Source organism: Pelomonas nitida (genome assembly GCF_043555975.1).
Lineage (GTDB): Bacteria > Pseudomonadota > Gammaproteobacteria > Burkholderiales > Burkholderiaceae_C > Pelomonas > Pelomonas nitida.
This window is the reverse complement of record NZ_JBIGIA010000004.1, coordinates 129,315-143,698: the sequence shown is the minus strand read 5'-3', so window position 1 is coordinate 143,698 and position 14,384 is coordinate 129,315. Positions and strand designations below refer to the sequence as shown.

The 14,384-nt window shown below is 71.1% G+C and carries 13 protein-coding genes; 7 read left to right on the top strand and 6 right to left on the bottom strand.

Translation table 11 applies throughout. The features are described from left to right. The first annotated feature begins 159 nt into the window (after window positions 1-159). A complete protein-coding gene (locus ACG00X_RS06690; protein ID WP_394487267.1) occupies window positions 160-2,232 on the top strand; it encodes a TonB-dependent siderophore receptor in 2,073 nt (690 codons plus the stop codon). 24 nt (window positions 2,233-2,256) lie between these two features. Then, window positions 2,257-3,417, top strand: coding sequence for an acetyltransferase domain-containing protein (locus ACG00X_RS06685; RefSeq protein WP_394487266.1), 1,161 nt, complete (start codon window positions 2,257-2,259; stop codon window positions 3,415-3,417). Here the strand turns inward: ACG00X_RS06685 and ACG00X_RS06680 are convergent. Both ACG00X_RS06680 and ACG00X_RS06675 read right to left on the bottom strand, forming a co-directional pair. Next, a complete protein-coding gene (locus ACG00X_RS06680) occupies window positions 3,404-4,867 on the bottom strand; it encodes an aminotransferase-like domain-containing protein (protein ID WP_394487265.1) in 1,464 nt (487 codons plus the stop codon). The two genes, ACG00X_RS06685 and ACG00X_RS06680, sit on opposite strands and share 14 nt — an antisense overlap. After that, on the bottom strand, window positions 4,867-5,451 hold the full coding sequence (locus ACG00X_RS06675; protein WP_394487264.1) for a LysE family translocator: 585 nt from the start codon (window positions 5,449-5,451) through the stop codon (window positions 4,867-4,869). Before ACG00X_RS06675 ends, ACG00X_RS06680 begins: the two co-directional genes overlap by 1 nt. Window positions 5,452-5,566: 115 nt before the next feature. On the opposite strand from ACG00X_RS06675, the gene ACG00X_RS06670 reads away from it, so the two are divergent. Then, complete coding sequence (locus tag ACG00X_RS06670; protein ID WP_394487263.1) at window positions 5,567-6,172, top strand: alpha/beta fold hydrolase; 606 nt, start codon at window positions 5,567-5,569, stop codon at window positions 6,170-6,172. Here the strand turns inward: ACG00X_RS06670 and ACG00X_RS06665 are convergent. The 3 genes from ACG00X_RS06665 to ACG00X_RS06655 all read right to left on the bottom strand — a co-directional run bounded on the left by ACG00X_RS06665 (window position 6,169) and on the right by ACG00X_RS06655 (window position 8,786). Continuing rightward, window positions 6,169-6,585 (bottom strand): hypothetical protein, encoded by a 417-nt coding sequence (locus ACG00X_RS06665; protein ID WP_394487262.1) that lies wholly within the window; start codon window positions 6,583-6,585, stop codon window positions 6,169-6,171. The genes ACG00X_RS06670 and ACG00X_RS06665 overlap by 4 nt on opposite strands. Continuing rightward, a complete protein-coding gene (locus tag ACG00X_RS06660; RefSeq protein WP_394487261.1) occupies window positions 6,582-7,910 on the bottom strand; it encodes an ATP-binding protein in 1,329 nt (442 codons plus the stop codon). Before ACG00X_RS06660 ends, ACG00X_RS06665 begins: the two co-directional genes overlap by 4 nt. Window positions 7,911-8,120: 210 nt before the next feature. Further along, window positions 8,121-8,786, bottom strand: coding sequence for a response regulator transcription factor (locus tag ACG00X_RS06655; RefSeq protein WP_394487260.1), 666 nt, complete (start codon window positions 8,784-8,786; stop codon window positions 8,121-8,123). Window positions 8,787-8,992: 206 nt separating this feature from the next. On the opposite strand from ACG00X_RS06655, the gene ACG00X_RS06650 reads away from it, so the two are divergent. Together ACG00X_RS06650 and ACG00X_RS06645 are read left to right on the top strand one after the other, a co-directional pair. After that, window positions 8,993-11,209 (top strand): phosphocholine-specific phospholipase C, encoded by a 2,217-nt coding sequence (locus ACG00X_RS06650; RefSeq protein ID WP_394487259.1) that lies wholly within the window; start codon window positions 8,993-8,995, stop codon window positions 11,207-11,209. Window positions 11,210-11,227: 18 nt separating this feature from the next. Then, a complete protein-coding gene (locus ACG00X_RS06645) occupies window positions 11,228-11,854 on the top strand; it encodes a choice-of-anchor R domain-containing protein (RefSeq protein WP_394487258.1) in 627 nt (208 codons plus the stop codon). On the opposite strand, the gene ACG00X_RS06640 is transcribed toward ACG00X_RS06645, so the two are convergent. Beyond that, complete coding sequence (locus tag ACG00X_RS06640) at window positions 11,851-12,642, bottom strand: SDR family NAD(P)-dependent oxidoreductase (protein ID WP_394487257.1); 792 nt, start codon at window positions 12,640-12,642, stop codon at window positions 11,851-11,853. The two genes, ACG00X_RS06645 and ACG00X_RS06640, sit on opposite strands and share 4 nt — an antisense overlap. 186 nt (window positions 12,643-12,828) lie before the next feature. Here ACG00X_RS06640 and ACG00X_RS06635 point away from each other — a divergent pair, with 186 nt between their 5' ends. Continuing rightward, on the top strand, window positions 12,829-13,551 hold the full coding sequence (locus ACG00X_RS06635; protein WP_394487256.1) for a GntR family transcriptional regulator: 723 nt from the start codon (window positions 12,829-12,831) through the stop codon (window positions 13,549-13,551). Further along, window positions 13,548-14,336: a transporter substrate-binding domain-containing protein gene (locus tag ACG00X_RS06630; RefSeq protein WP_394487255.1), complete on the top strand. Its 789-nt coding sequence runs from the start codon at window positions 13,548-13,550 to the stop codon at window positions 14,334-14,336. The genes ACG00X_RS06635 and ACG00X_RS06630 overlap by 4 nt, the downstream gene beginning before the upstream one ends. Window positions 14,337-14,384: the final 48 nt, after the last annotated feature.

Genomic DNA, 14,384 nt, shown 5'->3' with positions numbered 1-14,384 from the left:
GCCGTCGCCTCTCGCGTCTGCCCGCGCCGCCTTCGCGCCGTGGGCGCCCCTGCCTTGCGTTTCATGAATCACCCCCGTTTGTCGGCACCCGCGTCGGTGCCCCGTTCGCTCCGCCGCTCCTTGTCGGCCCCCCGGCGTCGTCGCATCGCGCGCCTGCCCTTGTTAAGCCTGTGCTTCACCGTCGCCTGCGCGGCGCAAGCCGAGGATCCCCCTGCCACGCTGGAGGCCGTCACGGTGCGCGGCCAGGCCCAGCCCTACCGCACGTTGTTCGTCTCCGGCGCGATGAAGACCGACACGCCGGCACGCGACCTGGCGCAGAGCGTGCGCGTGCTGTCTGCCGAGCTGCTGGCGGATGCCGGCGTCACCCGCCTGGACCAGGCACTGGACCTGGGCAGCGGCATCTCGCGCCAGAGCAATCTGGGCGGCCTGTGGGACAGCTACGCCATGCGCGGCTTCACGGGCGACCCGAGCTTTGGTTCGGACTTCCTCGTCAACGGCTTCAACTACAGCCGGGGCTACAACGGCCGGCGCGACACCGCCAACGCGGCAGCGGTGGAGGTGCTCAAGGGCCCGGCGTCGGCGCTGTATGGGCGTGGCGAGCCCGGCGGCACGGTCAACATCACGACCAAGAAGCCGCTGTTCGTTCACGCGCGTTCGCTGGAGACGTCCGCCGGCAGCCACGATGCCTACCGGGCGACGGCGGACCTGACGGGGCCGCTGACCGAGCAGCTGGCCTACCGCGTCAACCTGGCGCATGAGCGGGCCGGGAGCTTTCGTGACCATGTGCGGTCCGAGCGCACGCTGCTCGCGCCGTCGCTGCTGTGGATGCTCAGCCCCGACACCACGGTGTCTTACGAGCTGGAATACGCCCGCCAGCAAGCCCCCTTTGATCGCGGCGTGGTGGCCGTGAAGGGGCGCCTCGGCGAGGTGCCGCGCAGTGCCTTCTACGGCGAACCCGGCGACGGCCCCAACACCATCGAGGCGCTGGGCAACCAGGTGTTCGTGCAACACCATTTCAGTGACGACTGGTCGCTGCAGGCCGGGATCAGCCATCGGCGCAGTTCTCTCAGCGGTATCGCCACCGAGGCGCGCTTCCTGCAGGCCGACGATCACACGCTGACGCGCCAGCGCCGCACGCGCGAGAACTCGGCGCTGGACGTGTCGGGCCGCGTCGAGCTGCTGGGCAAGGTGCAGGCCGGCGGGTGGCGCCACCACCTGCTCGCGGGCGTGGATGCCTACCGCTTCGTCGACCAACGCGAGCAGTACCGTGTGGCAACGTCCACGCCCATCGACATCCACGCGCCGGTCTACGGCGCGGTGCCACCGCCCATGACGCTGAACACCTGGACGCGCGAAACCCAGCGCGCGCTGGGGCTGTATGTGCAGGACCAGATCGACCTGGGCACGCCCTGGAAGCTGCTGCTGGGCGCCCGCCATGATCGCTACGACCAGGCGCTGCTGAATCGCCGCAGCAGCGTCACGACGCAGCAGGATCTGGACGCCGTGTCGCCCCGCGTGGGCGTGGTCTACCAGCCGGGCCGCACGGTGTCGCTATACGCGACCGCCGCGCGCAGCTTCCGGCCCAACAGCGGCGTCAGTCGCAGCTTCGCCCCCTTCCCCGCCGAGCGCGGGCGCTCCACCGAGGTGGGTGCCAAGTACGACGCCGCAGACGGCCGCCTCTCGGCCACGCTGGCCCTCTACCGCATCGACAAGAACAACGTGCTGACGCCGGACCCGACCGACCCGAACAACTTCTCGGTGGCCGCCGGCGAGGTGCAGAGCCGCGGCGTGGAGCTGGACGTGGGCGGTGAGCTGTCGCGGGGCCTGCGGCTGTCGCTGGCCTACGCCTTCACCGATGCGAGCGTGGTGCAAGACCACAATGCCTTTCTCGTCGGCCGGCAGCTGGCCAACGTGCCGCGGCACAGCGGCAACCTGCTGCTGGTGCAGGCCTTCGAGCTGGGCGGGCGCCGCGCCACCGCCGGCCTGGGGTTGACGCACGTGGGCGTGCGCGAAGGGGCCGTGGCGCCGCTGAGCGCGGCCGACGACTTCCGGCTGCCGGCCTACACCACCGTCAAGCTGCTGGGCAGCTGGCAGCCTGCACCCGCCTGGCGCGTGGCGCTGGACGTGGACAACCTGTTCGACAAGACCACCTATGCCAGCTCTTACAGCCAGGTCTGGGTGCAGCCGGGCGACGGCCGGCGGTTCACGCTGTCGCTGCGCCATGCGTTCTGATCGAGAACTGAGGAGGGCTGCCTGATGTCGTCCCCGTCTTCCGTCGCGCACGCACAGCGCATCGGCTCCATCGATGCACTGCGCGGCCTCGTCATGATGGTCATGCTGCTGGACCACGTGCGCGAGACCTTCTTCCTGCACCTGCAGGTCAGCGACCCCATGGCCGTGCCCGGCACGCCGCCGGAGGTGTTCTTCTCGCGGCTGGCGGCGCACTTGTGCGCGCCGGTGTTCGTGTTCCTCACCGGCCTGTCGGCCTGGCTGTACGCGCACCCGCCGCAAGGCGCGCCGCGCGATGCCCGCAGCTTTCTGCTCAAGCGCGGGCTGTTTCTGATCGCGCTGGAGCTGACGCTGGTGAACCTGGCCTGGAGCGGGCGCTACGAGGTGCTGTACCTGCAGGTGATGTGGGCCATCGGCCTGAGCATGCTGGCGCTCGCAGCCCTGCTGAGCCTGCCGCGCGCCGTGCTGCTGGGCTTGGGTGCGCTCATCGTCGCGGGCCACAACCTGCTGGCCGACGTGCAGGTGGCGCCCGACAGCCCGTGGCACGCGCTGTGGACCGTGCTGCTGCAGCGCGGCTGGCTGGTGGAGGAGGGCTGGGTGCGCGTGCGCCTGACCTACCCGGTGCTGCCGTGGGTGGGCGTCATCCTGCTGGGCTGGTGCTTCGCGCCGGCGTTCGCCGCCACAGCAAGTGCCGTGCGGCGGCGCGCCCTGCTGCTGGCCACCGGCGTGGCGTGCCTGGCGCTGCTGGCCCTGCTGCGCGGCTTCAACCTGTACGGCGAAAACGCGCCCTGGCAGCACGGCGCCACCGCGCTGGAGACGGCCATGTCCTGGCTCAACTTCACCAAGTACCCGCCGTCACTGGACTTCCTGCTGCTCACGCTGGGCATCGGCCTGCTGTTGCTGGCGCTGCTGGAGCGGGCCGACAACGCCTTCACCCGCGTCTGCGCCACCTTCGGCGGTGCGCCGATGTTCTATTACCTGCTGCACCTGTACGTGCTGCTGGCGGGTTATCGGCTGGCACTGTGGCTGTGGGGGCCGAACCAGGGCGCGCGCTTCGGCGCGGGGGCCGATCAGTTCTGGCTGATCTGGGCGATCTGGCTGGGCCTGCTGCCGCTGCTGTACGGCCCGGTGCGTGCGTTCGCGCGCTTCAAGCGGCGCTCGGGCAAGGCCTGGCTCAAGTACTTCTGAGTGCCGCGCTGCGCGCGCGTTCCAGCGCACGCTGTGTGCTGGCACCGGCGCTGAGCTGCTCACGCAGGTACTGGGCCAGCCGGGGCGGCTGGGCGAACGCGACGTTGAATCGCAGGTGCGCGTCGCGGGCGCCGTCTGCCGCAAAAGTGGCGCCACGCACCAGCAGAATGCCGTTGCGGAAGGCGTCCTTCACCAGCGCGTCCACGTCCACGCCGGCCGGCAGCGCGCCCCACAGGAACAGCCCGCCCTCGCCCGGGTGGTCCAGCAGCACGCCGGCCTCCCGCAACTGCCGCGTGGCCGCGCCGCGCGCCTGGGCCAGGCGTTGCTGCAGACGGTCCAGGTGCTTGCGCCAGCGACCGGCGGCCAGCACTTCCAGCAGCACGTATTCATTGAGTGCCGCCGTCGTCAGCACCGAGACGATCTTCTCGCGCAGCAGCGCCTTGATCAGCGCCGGCTCGGCGGCCATGTAGCCCATGCGCAGCGCCGGGCTCATGGCCTTGGCGAAGCTGGAGTAGTAGATGACGCCGTCCAGCCCCGACAGCTGCGCCAGCCGCGTGGGCGTGTTTGGCGTGCCGGGGTGAAAGTGCCCCTGCACGTCGTCTTCGGCGATCAGCAGGCCGTGGCGCTGCGCCAGCATCAGCACGCGGTGCAGGTTGGCGGCCGTGCTGCCCCAGCCGGTGGGGTTGTGCAGCACGCTCTGGATGAACAGCAGCCGCGGGCGGTGCGCCGCGCAGGCGGCGTCGAGCGCCTGCAGGTCGATGCCGTCATGCCGGCGCGGCACTGGCACGATGGTCACGCCGGCCTGGCGCAGGCGGTCGAACAGCAGGAAATAACCCGGCGTCTCCACGGCCACCGCGTCGCCCGGCCGCAGAAAGGCGCGGCAGATCAGGTCGATGGCCTGGGTGCCGCCGTAAGTCGTCAGCACGCGCCCCGCGTCCACGGCGATGCCCTGGCCGCGCAGCAGCATCGCAATGCGCTCCCGCAGCTCGGGCAGGCCCTGCGGCGGGCAGCGCGAGGCCATGCCGGCCTGGGCGCGCGCCAGGCCCCGCTGCACTGCGGCGGCGGGCACGGCGTCTTCCAGCCAGCTCGCGGGCAAGGCCCCGCTGCTGGCCAGCAAGACGCCGGCCTTCTGGTCGTTGGCCTGCTGGGCCAGCCAGACGGCCTCCTGCTCCTCGCCGGCCTCCACGCGCGCCGCGTCGGGCATCGCGTTGGCCGGCCCCTCGGCCACGTAGAACCCGGCCGTGCCGCGCGCATCGATGAGGCCGGCCGCCACCAGCCGGTCATAGGCCGTCACCACCGTGTTGGGGCTGACGCCCAGTTGCGTGGCCAGCTGGCGGATGGACGTCAGCCGCGCACCGGGCGGCAGCTGCGTGGCGAGGATGAGCGCATGCAGGCGCTGCTCGATCTGGTCGGCCAGCGGCGTGGAGGAGTCGCGATCCAGCGAGAACATCAGCACATCAAGGTGACGGCCAGCACGGCCAGGGAGGCGGCCATGATGGCATTGAACACGCGCCGCCGCGCCGGGCTCTTCAGGAAGCGGCCGATCCACGCGCCGAACAGCGCCCACATCGAGATGCACGGAAAGCCCACCAGCGCGCCGATGCCGCTGACGAGCAAGGCCCCCGCCACCACGCCCATGCCGGCCGGCATGAACACCGACGCGATGGTGACGGCCTTGATCCAGCTCTTGGGGTTCACGGCCTGGAACAGCGCCGCCTCGCCGAACCCCACGCGCTGCGGCGGCCGCTCCTGCGCGGCCGGGCTGCCGGCCAGCTTCCACGCCAGCACCAGCATGTAGGCCGTGCCGGCCAGCTTCAGCGCCAGGTGCGCGGGCGGCCAGGCCAGGAACAGCGCCCCCAGGCCCAGGCAGGTCACGAAGGTCTGCACCGCCCCACCGGCGTTGATACCCAGGATGGCCGGCAGCGTTCTGCGGTAGCCGTGGTGCGCGCCGCTGGCCACCAGCATCATGTTGTTGGGGCCAGGCGTGCCGGACATCAGCGCGCAGTAGGTCAGCAAGGGCAGCAGCTCGTTCATGCCGGCATTGCAGCGGGTGCCGACGCGCCCGGGAAGGGGCAGCGGGGATGCCGCCGCAGCGTGCTGTATCAGTGCCGAGACCCACACAGCCGGTGTCCACGATGATGCAGCCACCATGCGCGAGACCTCTCATCTGCTTTTCCTGCCGGGCATCACCGGCGACGGCGCGTTCTGGCGGCCCGTCGCCGAGCTGCTGCCCACCGGCAGCGTCAACACCTTCGTCAGCTATCCCGGCCTGGGCCGGCAGCCCGCGTCCGCCGACGTCAACGGGCCGGACGATCTGCTCGCACGGGCAGCGCAGGCGCTGACGCGGCCCACCGCCGTCGTGGCGCAGTCGATGGGCGGCGTGCTGGCCATTCAGTTGGCGGCACGGCACCCCGAACTCGTCACGCACCTCGTGCTCGTGGCCACGTCCGGCGGCTTCGACGTGCGCCGCCACGGCGCCACGGACTGGCGCCCCGGCTTCCTGCAGTCCTTCCCGGCCACGCCGGCCTGGGCCCTGGCACCGCCGCCCGACCTGACCGACGAGCTGGCCCGGCTGCGCATGCCGGTGCTGCTGATCTGGGGCGATGAGGACGCCATCAGCCCGGTGGCCGCCGGCGAATACCTCGCGTCACGGCTGCCGAATGCGACCCTGCATGTTGTGCCCGGTGGCACGCACAGCCTGGCGCTGGAGCAGCCCGAGCGTGTGGCCGCGTTGATTGCGGCGCACCTGCGCTAGCGCGGAACGTCCGCCCGCAGCAAGGGCTCGTAGCGCATCGCCACGCCGCGTGCCGAATGCTCGGCGCGGAACACCCGGGCCTGCGCGTCGTGATGCACGACGAGACGGGCGTCGCTGTCCCAGCGCATCTCCACGTCCAGCGTGGACTTGCCATGGTCGTCGTCGATCACAAAAGGCGAGTCGTCGCCCAGCGTTTCTGTGGCGCGCAAGACCTGCACATGGCGGTTGAAGCCTGTCGTTGCACCGCAGTCGCGCGACAAAAGCACGGCCTTGAAGCGCGCCGACGGTGACGGCAGCTCGCGCAGCACCGTGGTGTCGCACAGGCCCTCACCGGGTGAATGCGCGAGCCAGGCCAGCCCCACCAGCAGCCCCACGCCGCCCAGCACCGCCCCGATACGCCGCGATCGCCTCATGACCGGGCGGCACGCGGCCAGCGAATTTCGGCGCGCAAGCCGCCCAGCGGGGCGTCCGCCAGTTGCACGACCGCCCCCTGCTGCCGCGCCGCCGCGCGCACGATGGCCAGGCCCAGGCCACTGCCCTCCACGGATGCGTCCTCGCCGCGCTGGAAGCGGTCGAACACGCGCTCGCGGGCCTCTGGCGGGATGCCCGGGCCGTCGTCGTCCACGCGCAGCAGCGGCGCGCCCCGCTCACCGCGCAGTGCGGCGACCTGCACGGTGCGCGCCCCGTACTTCACCGCGTTGTCGATGAGGTTGCGCAGCGCGCCGCGCAGCGACTGCGGATCACCCGTGAGCGGCAGCGGGTCGGGCGCGGTCAGCGTCAGCACGACGCCGGCGGTGTCCGCCAGCGGCCGCACGTCGCTCACGGCCTGCCGGGCCAGCTCGGCCAGGTCCAGCGGCAGGCCCGCCGACTGCGCCCCGGGCTCCGCCCGCGCCAGGGCCAGCAGTTGCTCGACCAGCCGCACCGCACGGTCGATACCGCCACGCAAGCGGGCGATGGACGCAGCCTGCTCGGGCCCCGGCGCCGAGTCGCGCAGCAGGCCCAGCTGCAGCTTCAGTGCCGTCAGCGGCGAGCGCAACTCGTGGGCCGCATCGGCGACGAAGCTGCGCTGCGTCTCGAACGCCTCGGCCAGGCGCCCCAGCAGGCCGTTGAAGGCGTCCACCAGCGGCGCCACCTCGCCGGGCAGGCCGGCCGTTGGCAAGGCCTCCAGCGCCGTCGCGCCGCGGGCCTGCGCCGCATGCGTGACGCGGGCCAGCGGCGCCAGCGACACGCCAATCAGCCACCACACCGCCGCCGCCACCAGCGGCAACGCCACGGCCACCGGCAACACGCTGCGCAGCGCAGCCAGCGCCGCCAGCCGCTGGCGCACACGCAGTGGCTGCGCCACCTGCACCACCCGCAGCGGCGTGGCCGCGCCGAACACGCGCCAGTCCTGTCCGCCCAAGCGCAGGTTGGAGTAACCCAGCACGGCACGCGCCGGCAACGGCTCGGTCATGCCCTGCGGCCGGCTGGAATACAGCGACAGCCCCTGCAGCGACCAGATCTGCACGACATAGTCGAAGCTCGGGTCGGCCAGCACCGCCGCCTCGTCGGGCGCGACCTGTCCCTGGTCGCGCAGCGACAGGGCCGTCTGGCGCAGCTGGTAGTCGAACAACGCGTCCGCCTCGGCCCGCACGCTGACGTAGGTGGCCCCGCCCACCGCCAGCGACGTCACGGCGCCCAGCACGGCCAACAGCGCGAACAGACGGCCGCGCAGTGTGGAGAGCCACTTCTTAATCATGGCGTGGTGACTTTTTCGGGCCGAGCGCCGGGCCGCCCCCAAGCAGGCCCGTCTGGCGATGTGCTTGCCGGCCTGGCCGGCAAGCATCGCCGTCCCCTCGGGGGCTGAGGCCGGACACAGCGAGTCCGGTGGACTCGTTGTGCCTGCCGAAGCGCTGCGACCTCCGGCCGCAGCGCGGTCCCGGCCAAGGTACGCCTTGCGCGAGGGGCCTCATTTCTCGGGGCCCGCGTAATAGCCCAAGCCGCGCACCGTGTGCAGCAGGTCCGCGCCCAGCTTCTTGCGCAGCTGGTGCATGTAGACGCTGATGGCGTTGCTCTCCAGCTCCTCGCCCCAGCCGTAGAGGCGGTCCTCCAGCTGCGCGCGCGACACGATGGCGCCGGGCCGCTCCAGCAGCGCCTGCAGCAGCGCGAACTCGCGCGCCGACAGCAGCACCGGCCGCCCGGCCCGCGTGACCTCGCGCGTGGCCGGGTCCAGGCGCAGGTCGGCCACCTGCAGGGCGGAATCGGTGCGCCCACTCTGACGCCGCGCCACCACCCGCAACCGTGCCAGCAGCTCGTCCAGTTCGAAGGGCTTGACGAGGTAGTCGTCGGCCCCGGCGTCCAGGCCCGCGACCTTGTCGGCCGTCGCGTCGCGCGCGGTCAGCACGATGACCGGCGTCGCGTCGCCACGGCTGCGCAGCGCGCGCAGCACCTCCACGCCGCTGCGCTTGGGCAGGCCGAGGTCCAGCAGCACGGCATCGAAACGCTCGCCGCTGGCCAGCACCGTATCGGCCGCCAGGCCGTCACGTACCCAATCGGCCGCATAGCCCTGGCGGCGCAGCGCTTCGCGCAGGCTGTCGCCGATCATGGGGTCGTCTTCGACGAGGAGCAGGCGCATGGTTCCGGGTCTGTTTCAAAAACGACAGCATTGTGTCGGGGTCGCAAGCGTAAGCCGGGCAGCGTGCGTTCTGCGGCGATGCCACCCGGCGACCAGCCGCCGCCATAACGCGGGTTTGCCACGGAACTGCCACGACGGCGCCACAAAGCGTTCCCAGAATTTCCGCACGACGGCGCATGCAGCGCCGGCAGTCAACGAGGACGCACATGACAACGATGGACCGCCGCGCCGTGCTGCGCGGCCTGGCCGGCGCAGGCGCCACCGCCGCGCTGCCCGACAGCATCCGCCAGGCGCTGGCGATCCAGCCGCAAGGCACGACGGGCACGATCAACGATGTCCAGCACATCGTCGTGCTGATGCAGGAGAACCGCTCGTTCGACCACTACTTCGGCACGCTGCGCGGTGTGCGCGGCTACAACGACCCGCGCGCGGTGAAGCAGTACGGCTCGGGCAAGTCCATCTTCGAGCAGCCCAACCTGAACGCGGCCGGCGTGACGCAGTCGCCCGCCACCATCCTGCCGTTTCATCCGACGGTGGCCAACCTCGGTCAGCAGTTCCTGACCGGCCTGCCGCATGCCTGGGCCGACGCGCACAAGGCCTGGAACAACGGCCACAACGACCGCTGGGTGCCGGCCAAGGGCAAGGTGTCGATGGCCTATCTGCAACGCGCAGACATCCCGTTCTACTACGCGCTGGCCGACGCCTTCACGATCTGCGACGCCTACCACTGCTCCATCATGGCGTCGACCGACCCCAACCGCTACTACCTGTGGAGCGGCTGGTGCGGGCAGAACGGCACGCTGCCGGGAGGCCTCAACGTGGCCAACACCGGCAGCACGCCGGGCGCGCTGGCGCTCAACGCCAGCGGCGCAGACGCCGGCAACGGCACGGCGCCCTACGGGCCGGTCGTCAACAACGCCGAACGCGGCTACGGCTGGACGACCTATCCCGAACGGCTGCAGCAGGCGGGCGTCACATGGAAGATCTACCAGGACATCGGCCACGGGCTGGACGACGGCGGCTCCTGGGGCTGGGACGGCAGCAACCCCTACATCGGCAACTACGGTGACAACTCGCTGCTGTACTTCAACCAGTACCGCAACGCCCAGCCCGGCGACGCGTTGTACGAACGCGCCCGCACCGGCACCGACCTGCTCAACGGCGGCGCCTTCAACAACGGCACGCTGTTCGACCAGCTGCGCGCCGACGTGCTGAACGGCACGCTGCCGCAGGTGTCCTGGATCGCCGCCCCCGAGGCCTACAGCGAGCACAGCAACTGGCCCACCAGCTACGGCACCTGGTACATCCAGAACGTGCTGAACGCGCTGACGGCCAACCCGGCGGTCTGGGCCCGCACGGTCTTCGTCATCTGCTTCGACGAGAACGACGGCTTCTTCGATCACATCGTCGCGCCGACGCCGCCGGCAACGGCCGCACAGGGCAAGTCCACCGTCAGCACCGTCAACGAGCTCTACCCCGGCACGGGCAGCTACGCCGCCGGCCCCTACGGCCTGGGTGCGCGCGTACCCATGCTCGTCATCTCGCCGTGGAGCAAGGGCGGCTGGGTCTGCTCCGAGACCTTCGACCACACGTCCATCATCCGCTTCATCGAGAAGCGCTTCGGCGTCATGGAGCCCAACATCTCGCCGTGGCGCCGCGCGGTCTGCGGCGACCTGACGTCCACGCTCGACTTCACGCTGCCCAACGCAACGGCCGCGCGCCTGCCCAGCACGGCGTCCTATGCGCCGCCGCAGGCCGACGTCGTCAGCGGCAAGAAGTACGGCACCTACACGCCCACCGTGCCGGCCAACCAGGCCATGCCGACCCAGGAGAACGGCGTGCGGCTGGCGCGCGCGCTGCCCTACGAGCTGCAGGCCGACGGGACACCCGGCAGCGACGGCACCAGCTTCGGCATCGCCTTCGCCAACACCGGCACGGCCGGTGCCTGGCTGCATGTGCGCACGGCCAACAACTGCGTCGCCGGCGGCGGCACCGGTCCCTGGGGCTACACGGTGGAAGCCGGCAAGACATTGGCCGACAGCTGGACCGCACCCGGCGCCGCCTACGACCTGTCGGTACACGGCCCCAACGGCTTCTTCCGCCACTACGCTGGCAGCCTGGCTGCGGGCGCCGCGCGCCTCGTCGCGCGCTGCAGCTACGACCGCGCCAGCGGCGGCGTGTCGCTGACCGTGACCAACGCCGGCAGCACGGCCAGCGACGTGACGGTGACCGACGGCTACACCCGCGCCACCGCGCACCAGCTGCTGCAGCCGGGCGCGAGCTTCCGCTCGGACTGGTCGCTGCAGACCAGCGCGCGCTGGTACGACCTGCTCGTCAGCGCCGGCGGCGACACCCGCTTCGTTGCGCAGTTCGCGGGCCACGTCGAGACCGGCGCCGCCGGCACCAGCGACCCGCTGCTCTGACTCTTCCAGGACCCCACGATGCATTTCCTCTCGAAGCCCCTGCTGCTCGCCGCGATGCTGGCCGCCACGATGACCGCGGCCCACGCCGCCACGCTGTTCGACAACCTCGGCGCCTCGCGCGACGGCGCCGACCCGCTGCTGAGCTACGGCCCGCTGGCCGACTCCTTCAACACCGGCACGCAGGCGGGCCTGGTGTTGACGCAGGTGACGGCGCTGCTGAAGAGCGACAGTGCCGACCTCGTCGGCGACCTGCGCGTCAGCCTCTACAGCGACGGTGCCAGCGGGCCCGGCGCGCTGCTCACGACGCTGGGCACGCTGTCCAGCGCGGCGGTGGCGACGAACCACTTCGCCGCCTACACCTTCACGCCCACGCACGGCGTGGCGCTCGCGGCCGACACGACGTACTGGGTGCAGATCGAGTCGCTCGGCGCCAGCGCGGTCGAATGGTCGTGGTCGCAAGACCTGAGCGGCACCGGTGTGGCCGGCGGCAGCAACTACAGCGCCCTGTTCGGCAGCAACGCGAACACGGCGTTCGCGCCTTATCAGATGTCGGTCAGCGTGCAGGCCGTGCCGGAACCGGCCTCGGCGGCGCTGATGCTGGGCGGCGCCGGGCTGCTGCTCGCCGCCCGCCGCCGTCAGCGTTAGAACGCGCTCTTCGTCGTGCCGCCATCGACGCGCAACGCCGCACCGGTGGTGGCCGATGCGAGACCACTGACGACATAGGTCACCATCGCGGCGACTTCCTCGGGCGTGGAAAAGCGCTTGATCAGCGACGTGGGCCGCACCGTCTCGAAGAACTCCTTCTCGACCTGCGCGAAGCTCTTGCCGCCAGCCTCGGCCATCTGGCCGACGAAGTCGTTGACACCCCGCGAGCGCGTCGGGCCGGGCAGCACGCTGTTGACGGTGATGCCCGTGCCGGCCAGCGACTCGGCCAGGCCGCGTGACACGGCCAGCTGGGCGGTCTTGGTGATGCCGTAGTGAACCATCTCGGCCGGGATCTGCACGCCGCTTTCGCTGGAGATGAAGACGATGCGGCCCCAGTTGGCCGCCTTCATCGCCGGCAGCACCAGCCGCGCCAGGCGCACGCCACTCAGCACGTTGACGTCGAAGAAACGCTGCCAGTCAGCGTCAGGGATGTCCTCGAAGGCCTTGGCCTCGAAGATGCCGAGGTTGTTGACGAGGATCTCGATGCCGGGGTGCTGGCGCACCAGCGCTTCGGCCACCTCCGCCACACTCAGATCGCCGGCAAAGCCCAGCGGCTTGTTGCCCGTGGCGGCCGCAATGGCGGCGACGGCCGCGTCGACGGCCGGCTGCTGACGGCCGTTGACGATGACACGCGCGCCCTCGGCGGCGAGCGATTGCGCGATGGCGAAGCCGATGCCGGCCGTGCTGCCGGACACGAGCGCCAGACGATTCTTCAGTTGCAAATCCATGGTGATGGTCCTCGAGGGGGGGGGCTGACGGGATGCCAGGTGTAGCCGATCCCACACGCCCCGACTCGGGTTGGGGCTACTCGGCACCGCAGCAGTGCGCCCCGTCGACAGATCGTCCCGGTTTTGTGCACCGCGCTTGCATACAAGACAGATGAACGCTGGCATGAAAGCTGCGATGCAGCCGTCATGGGCATCTCGGCCACCGACATCAGCCAGCGCATCGTCGAAGCGGTGCTCGCGCAGAAGCTCGCCCCCGGCGCGCGCCTGGGCGAGCAGCAGCTCGCGATGCTGTTCGACTGCAGCCGCACCATCGTCCGAGAGGCGCTGACGCGGCTGGCGGCGCGCGGCATCGTCACCGTCAGCGCACGGCGCGGCTGGTATCTGATCGCGCCGACGCCCGACGAAGTCCGCGAGGCCTTCGAGGCCCGCCGCGTCATCGAGCTGGGGCTGATCCGCGGCCAGGGCCGGCTGCCGGCCGAGGCCATCGCGCGGCTGCAACAACATCTGCAGCAGGAGCAGGCAGCGCTGCAGGGCAGCGACGTCGGCACGCGCAGCTTCCTGCTCGGGGACTTCCACGTCTGCCTGGCCGAGTGCCTGGGCAATGGCCTGCTGGCCGACACGCTGCGCGACTTCACGGCGCGCACGACGCTGATCGCGATGCGCTACCAGTCCTCCCACGATGCGGCGCTGTCCTGCCAGGAGCATGTCGCCATCGTCAGCGCACTGGCCGACGGCGACAGCGCCCGCGCCGAGGCGCTGATGGCGCAGCACCTGGCCAGCGTGCAGGCCGCGCTGCGCCTGCCCGCCGACGACGACCCGCTGCAGCAGCTGCGCGAGGCGCTCGCGCCGCTGCCCTCCACTCACCCCGATGTACCTGCCGACCCGGCCTATCTAGGAGCCTTGCTATGACCCCGTCGTTCCCCCGCCGCCTGCTGATCGCCGCCGGCCTCGGCCTGCTGGCCCTCGGTGCCCAGGCCCAGACCGCGCTGGACGCGATCACGAAGAGCAAGACGATCAAGATCGCCATCCCGACCGACTACCCGCCCTACGGTTTCGTCGGCCCCGACATGAAGCCGCAAGGCCTGGACGTCGCCATGGCCGAACTCATCGCCGCCAAGCTGGGCGCGAAGGTGGAGCTGGTGCCGGTGACCAGCGCCAACCGCATCCCCTACCTGCAGACCAAGAAGGCCGACCTCGTCATCTCCACGCTGGGCAAGAACCCGGAGCGCGAGAAGGTCATCAACTTCAGCGCCGCCTACGCGCCGTTCTTCCAGGCCGTGTTCGCGGCCAAGAGCTTGCCCGTCAAGAGCTGGGCCGACCTGGCCGGCAAGAGCGTCGCCGTCACGCGCGGCGCGATGGAAGACCAGGAGCTGGGCAAGGTGGCGCCGCCGACGCTGGAGTTCAAGCGCTTCGAGGACAACAACGCCACCATCGCCGCCTTCGCGGCCGGCCAGACCCAGGTGCTGGCCACCAGCGCCGCCGTCGCCGGCAACCTGATGCAGCGCAAGCCCGAGCTGAACACCGAATACAAGCTGCTGCTCAAGGACAGCCCCTGCTTTGTGGGCGTGGCCAAGGGCGAGGACGCGCTGCTGGCCAAGGTCAACGCCATCATCGCGGCGGCCAAGGCGGCCGGCGAGCTGGAGGCGCTGTCCAAGAAGTGGCTGGGCCGCGGCACGGGTGATCTGCCGTTGTGAGCCCATCCCCTGCCGGCTTCGCCGGCCCCCTTCGAGGGGGCGCCGTGG

Excerpts from the sequence above, each read along its gene's own strand:
- ACG00X_RS06635 (WP_394487256.1), top strand. The coding sequence starts at position 12,829 with ATGGGCATCTCGGCCACCGACATCAGCCAGCGCATCGTCGAAGCGGTG.
- ACG00X_RS06665 (WP_394487262.1), bottom strand. The coding sequence starts at position 6,585 with ATGAGGCGATCGCGGCGTATCGGGGCGGTGCTGGGCGGCGTGGGGCTG.
- ACG00X_RS06675 (WP_394487264.1), bottom strand. The coding sequence starts at position 5,451 with ATGAACGAGCTGCTGCCCTTGCTGACCTACTGCGCGCTGATGTCCGGC.
- ACG00X_RS06685 (WP_394487266.1), top strand. The coding sequence starts at position 2,257 with ATGTCGTCCCCGTCTTCCGTCGCGCACGCACAGCGCATCGGCTCCATC.
- ACG00X_RS06660 (WP_394487261.1), bottom strand. The coding sequence starts at position 7,910 with ATGATTAAGAAGTGGCTCTCCACACTGCGCGGCCGTCTGTTCGCGCTG.
- ACG00X_RS06670 (WP_394487263.1), top strand. The coding sequence starts at position 5,567 with ATGCGCGAGACCTCTCATCTGCTTTTCCTGCCGGGCATCACCGGCGAC.
- ACG00X_RS06680 (WP_394487265.1), bottom strand. The coding sequence starts at position 4,867 with ATGTTCTCGCTGGATCGCGACTCCTCCACGCCGCTGGCCGACCAGATC.
- ACG00X_RS06655 (WP_394487260.1), bottom strand. The coding sequence starts at position 8,786 with ATGCGCCTGCTCCTCGTCGAAGACGACCCCATGATCGGCGACAGCCTG.
- ACG00X_RS06645 (WP_394487258.1), top strand. The coding sequence starts at position 11,228 with ATGCATTTCCTCTCGAAGCCCCTGCTGCTCGCCGCGATGCTGGCCGCC.
- ACG00X_RS06640 (WP_394487257.1), bottom strand. The coding sequence starts at position 12,642 with ATGGATTTGCAACTGAAGAATCGTCTGGCGCTCGTGTCCGGCAGCACG.
- ACG00X_RS06630 (WP_394487255.1), top strand. The coding sequence starts at position 13,548 with ATGACCCCGTCGTTCCCCCGCCGCCTGCTGATCGCCGCCGGCCTCGGC.
- ACG00X_RS06650 (WP_394487259.1), top strand. The coding sequence starts at position 8,993 with ATGACAACGATGGACCGCCGCGCCGTGCTGCGCGGCCTGGCCGGCGCA.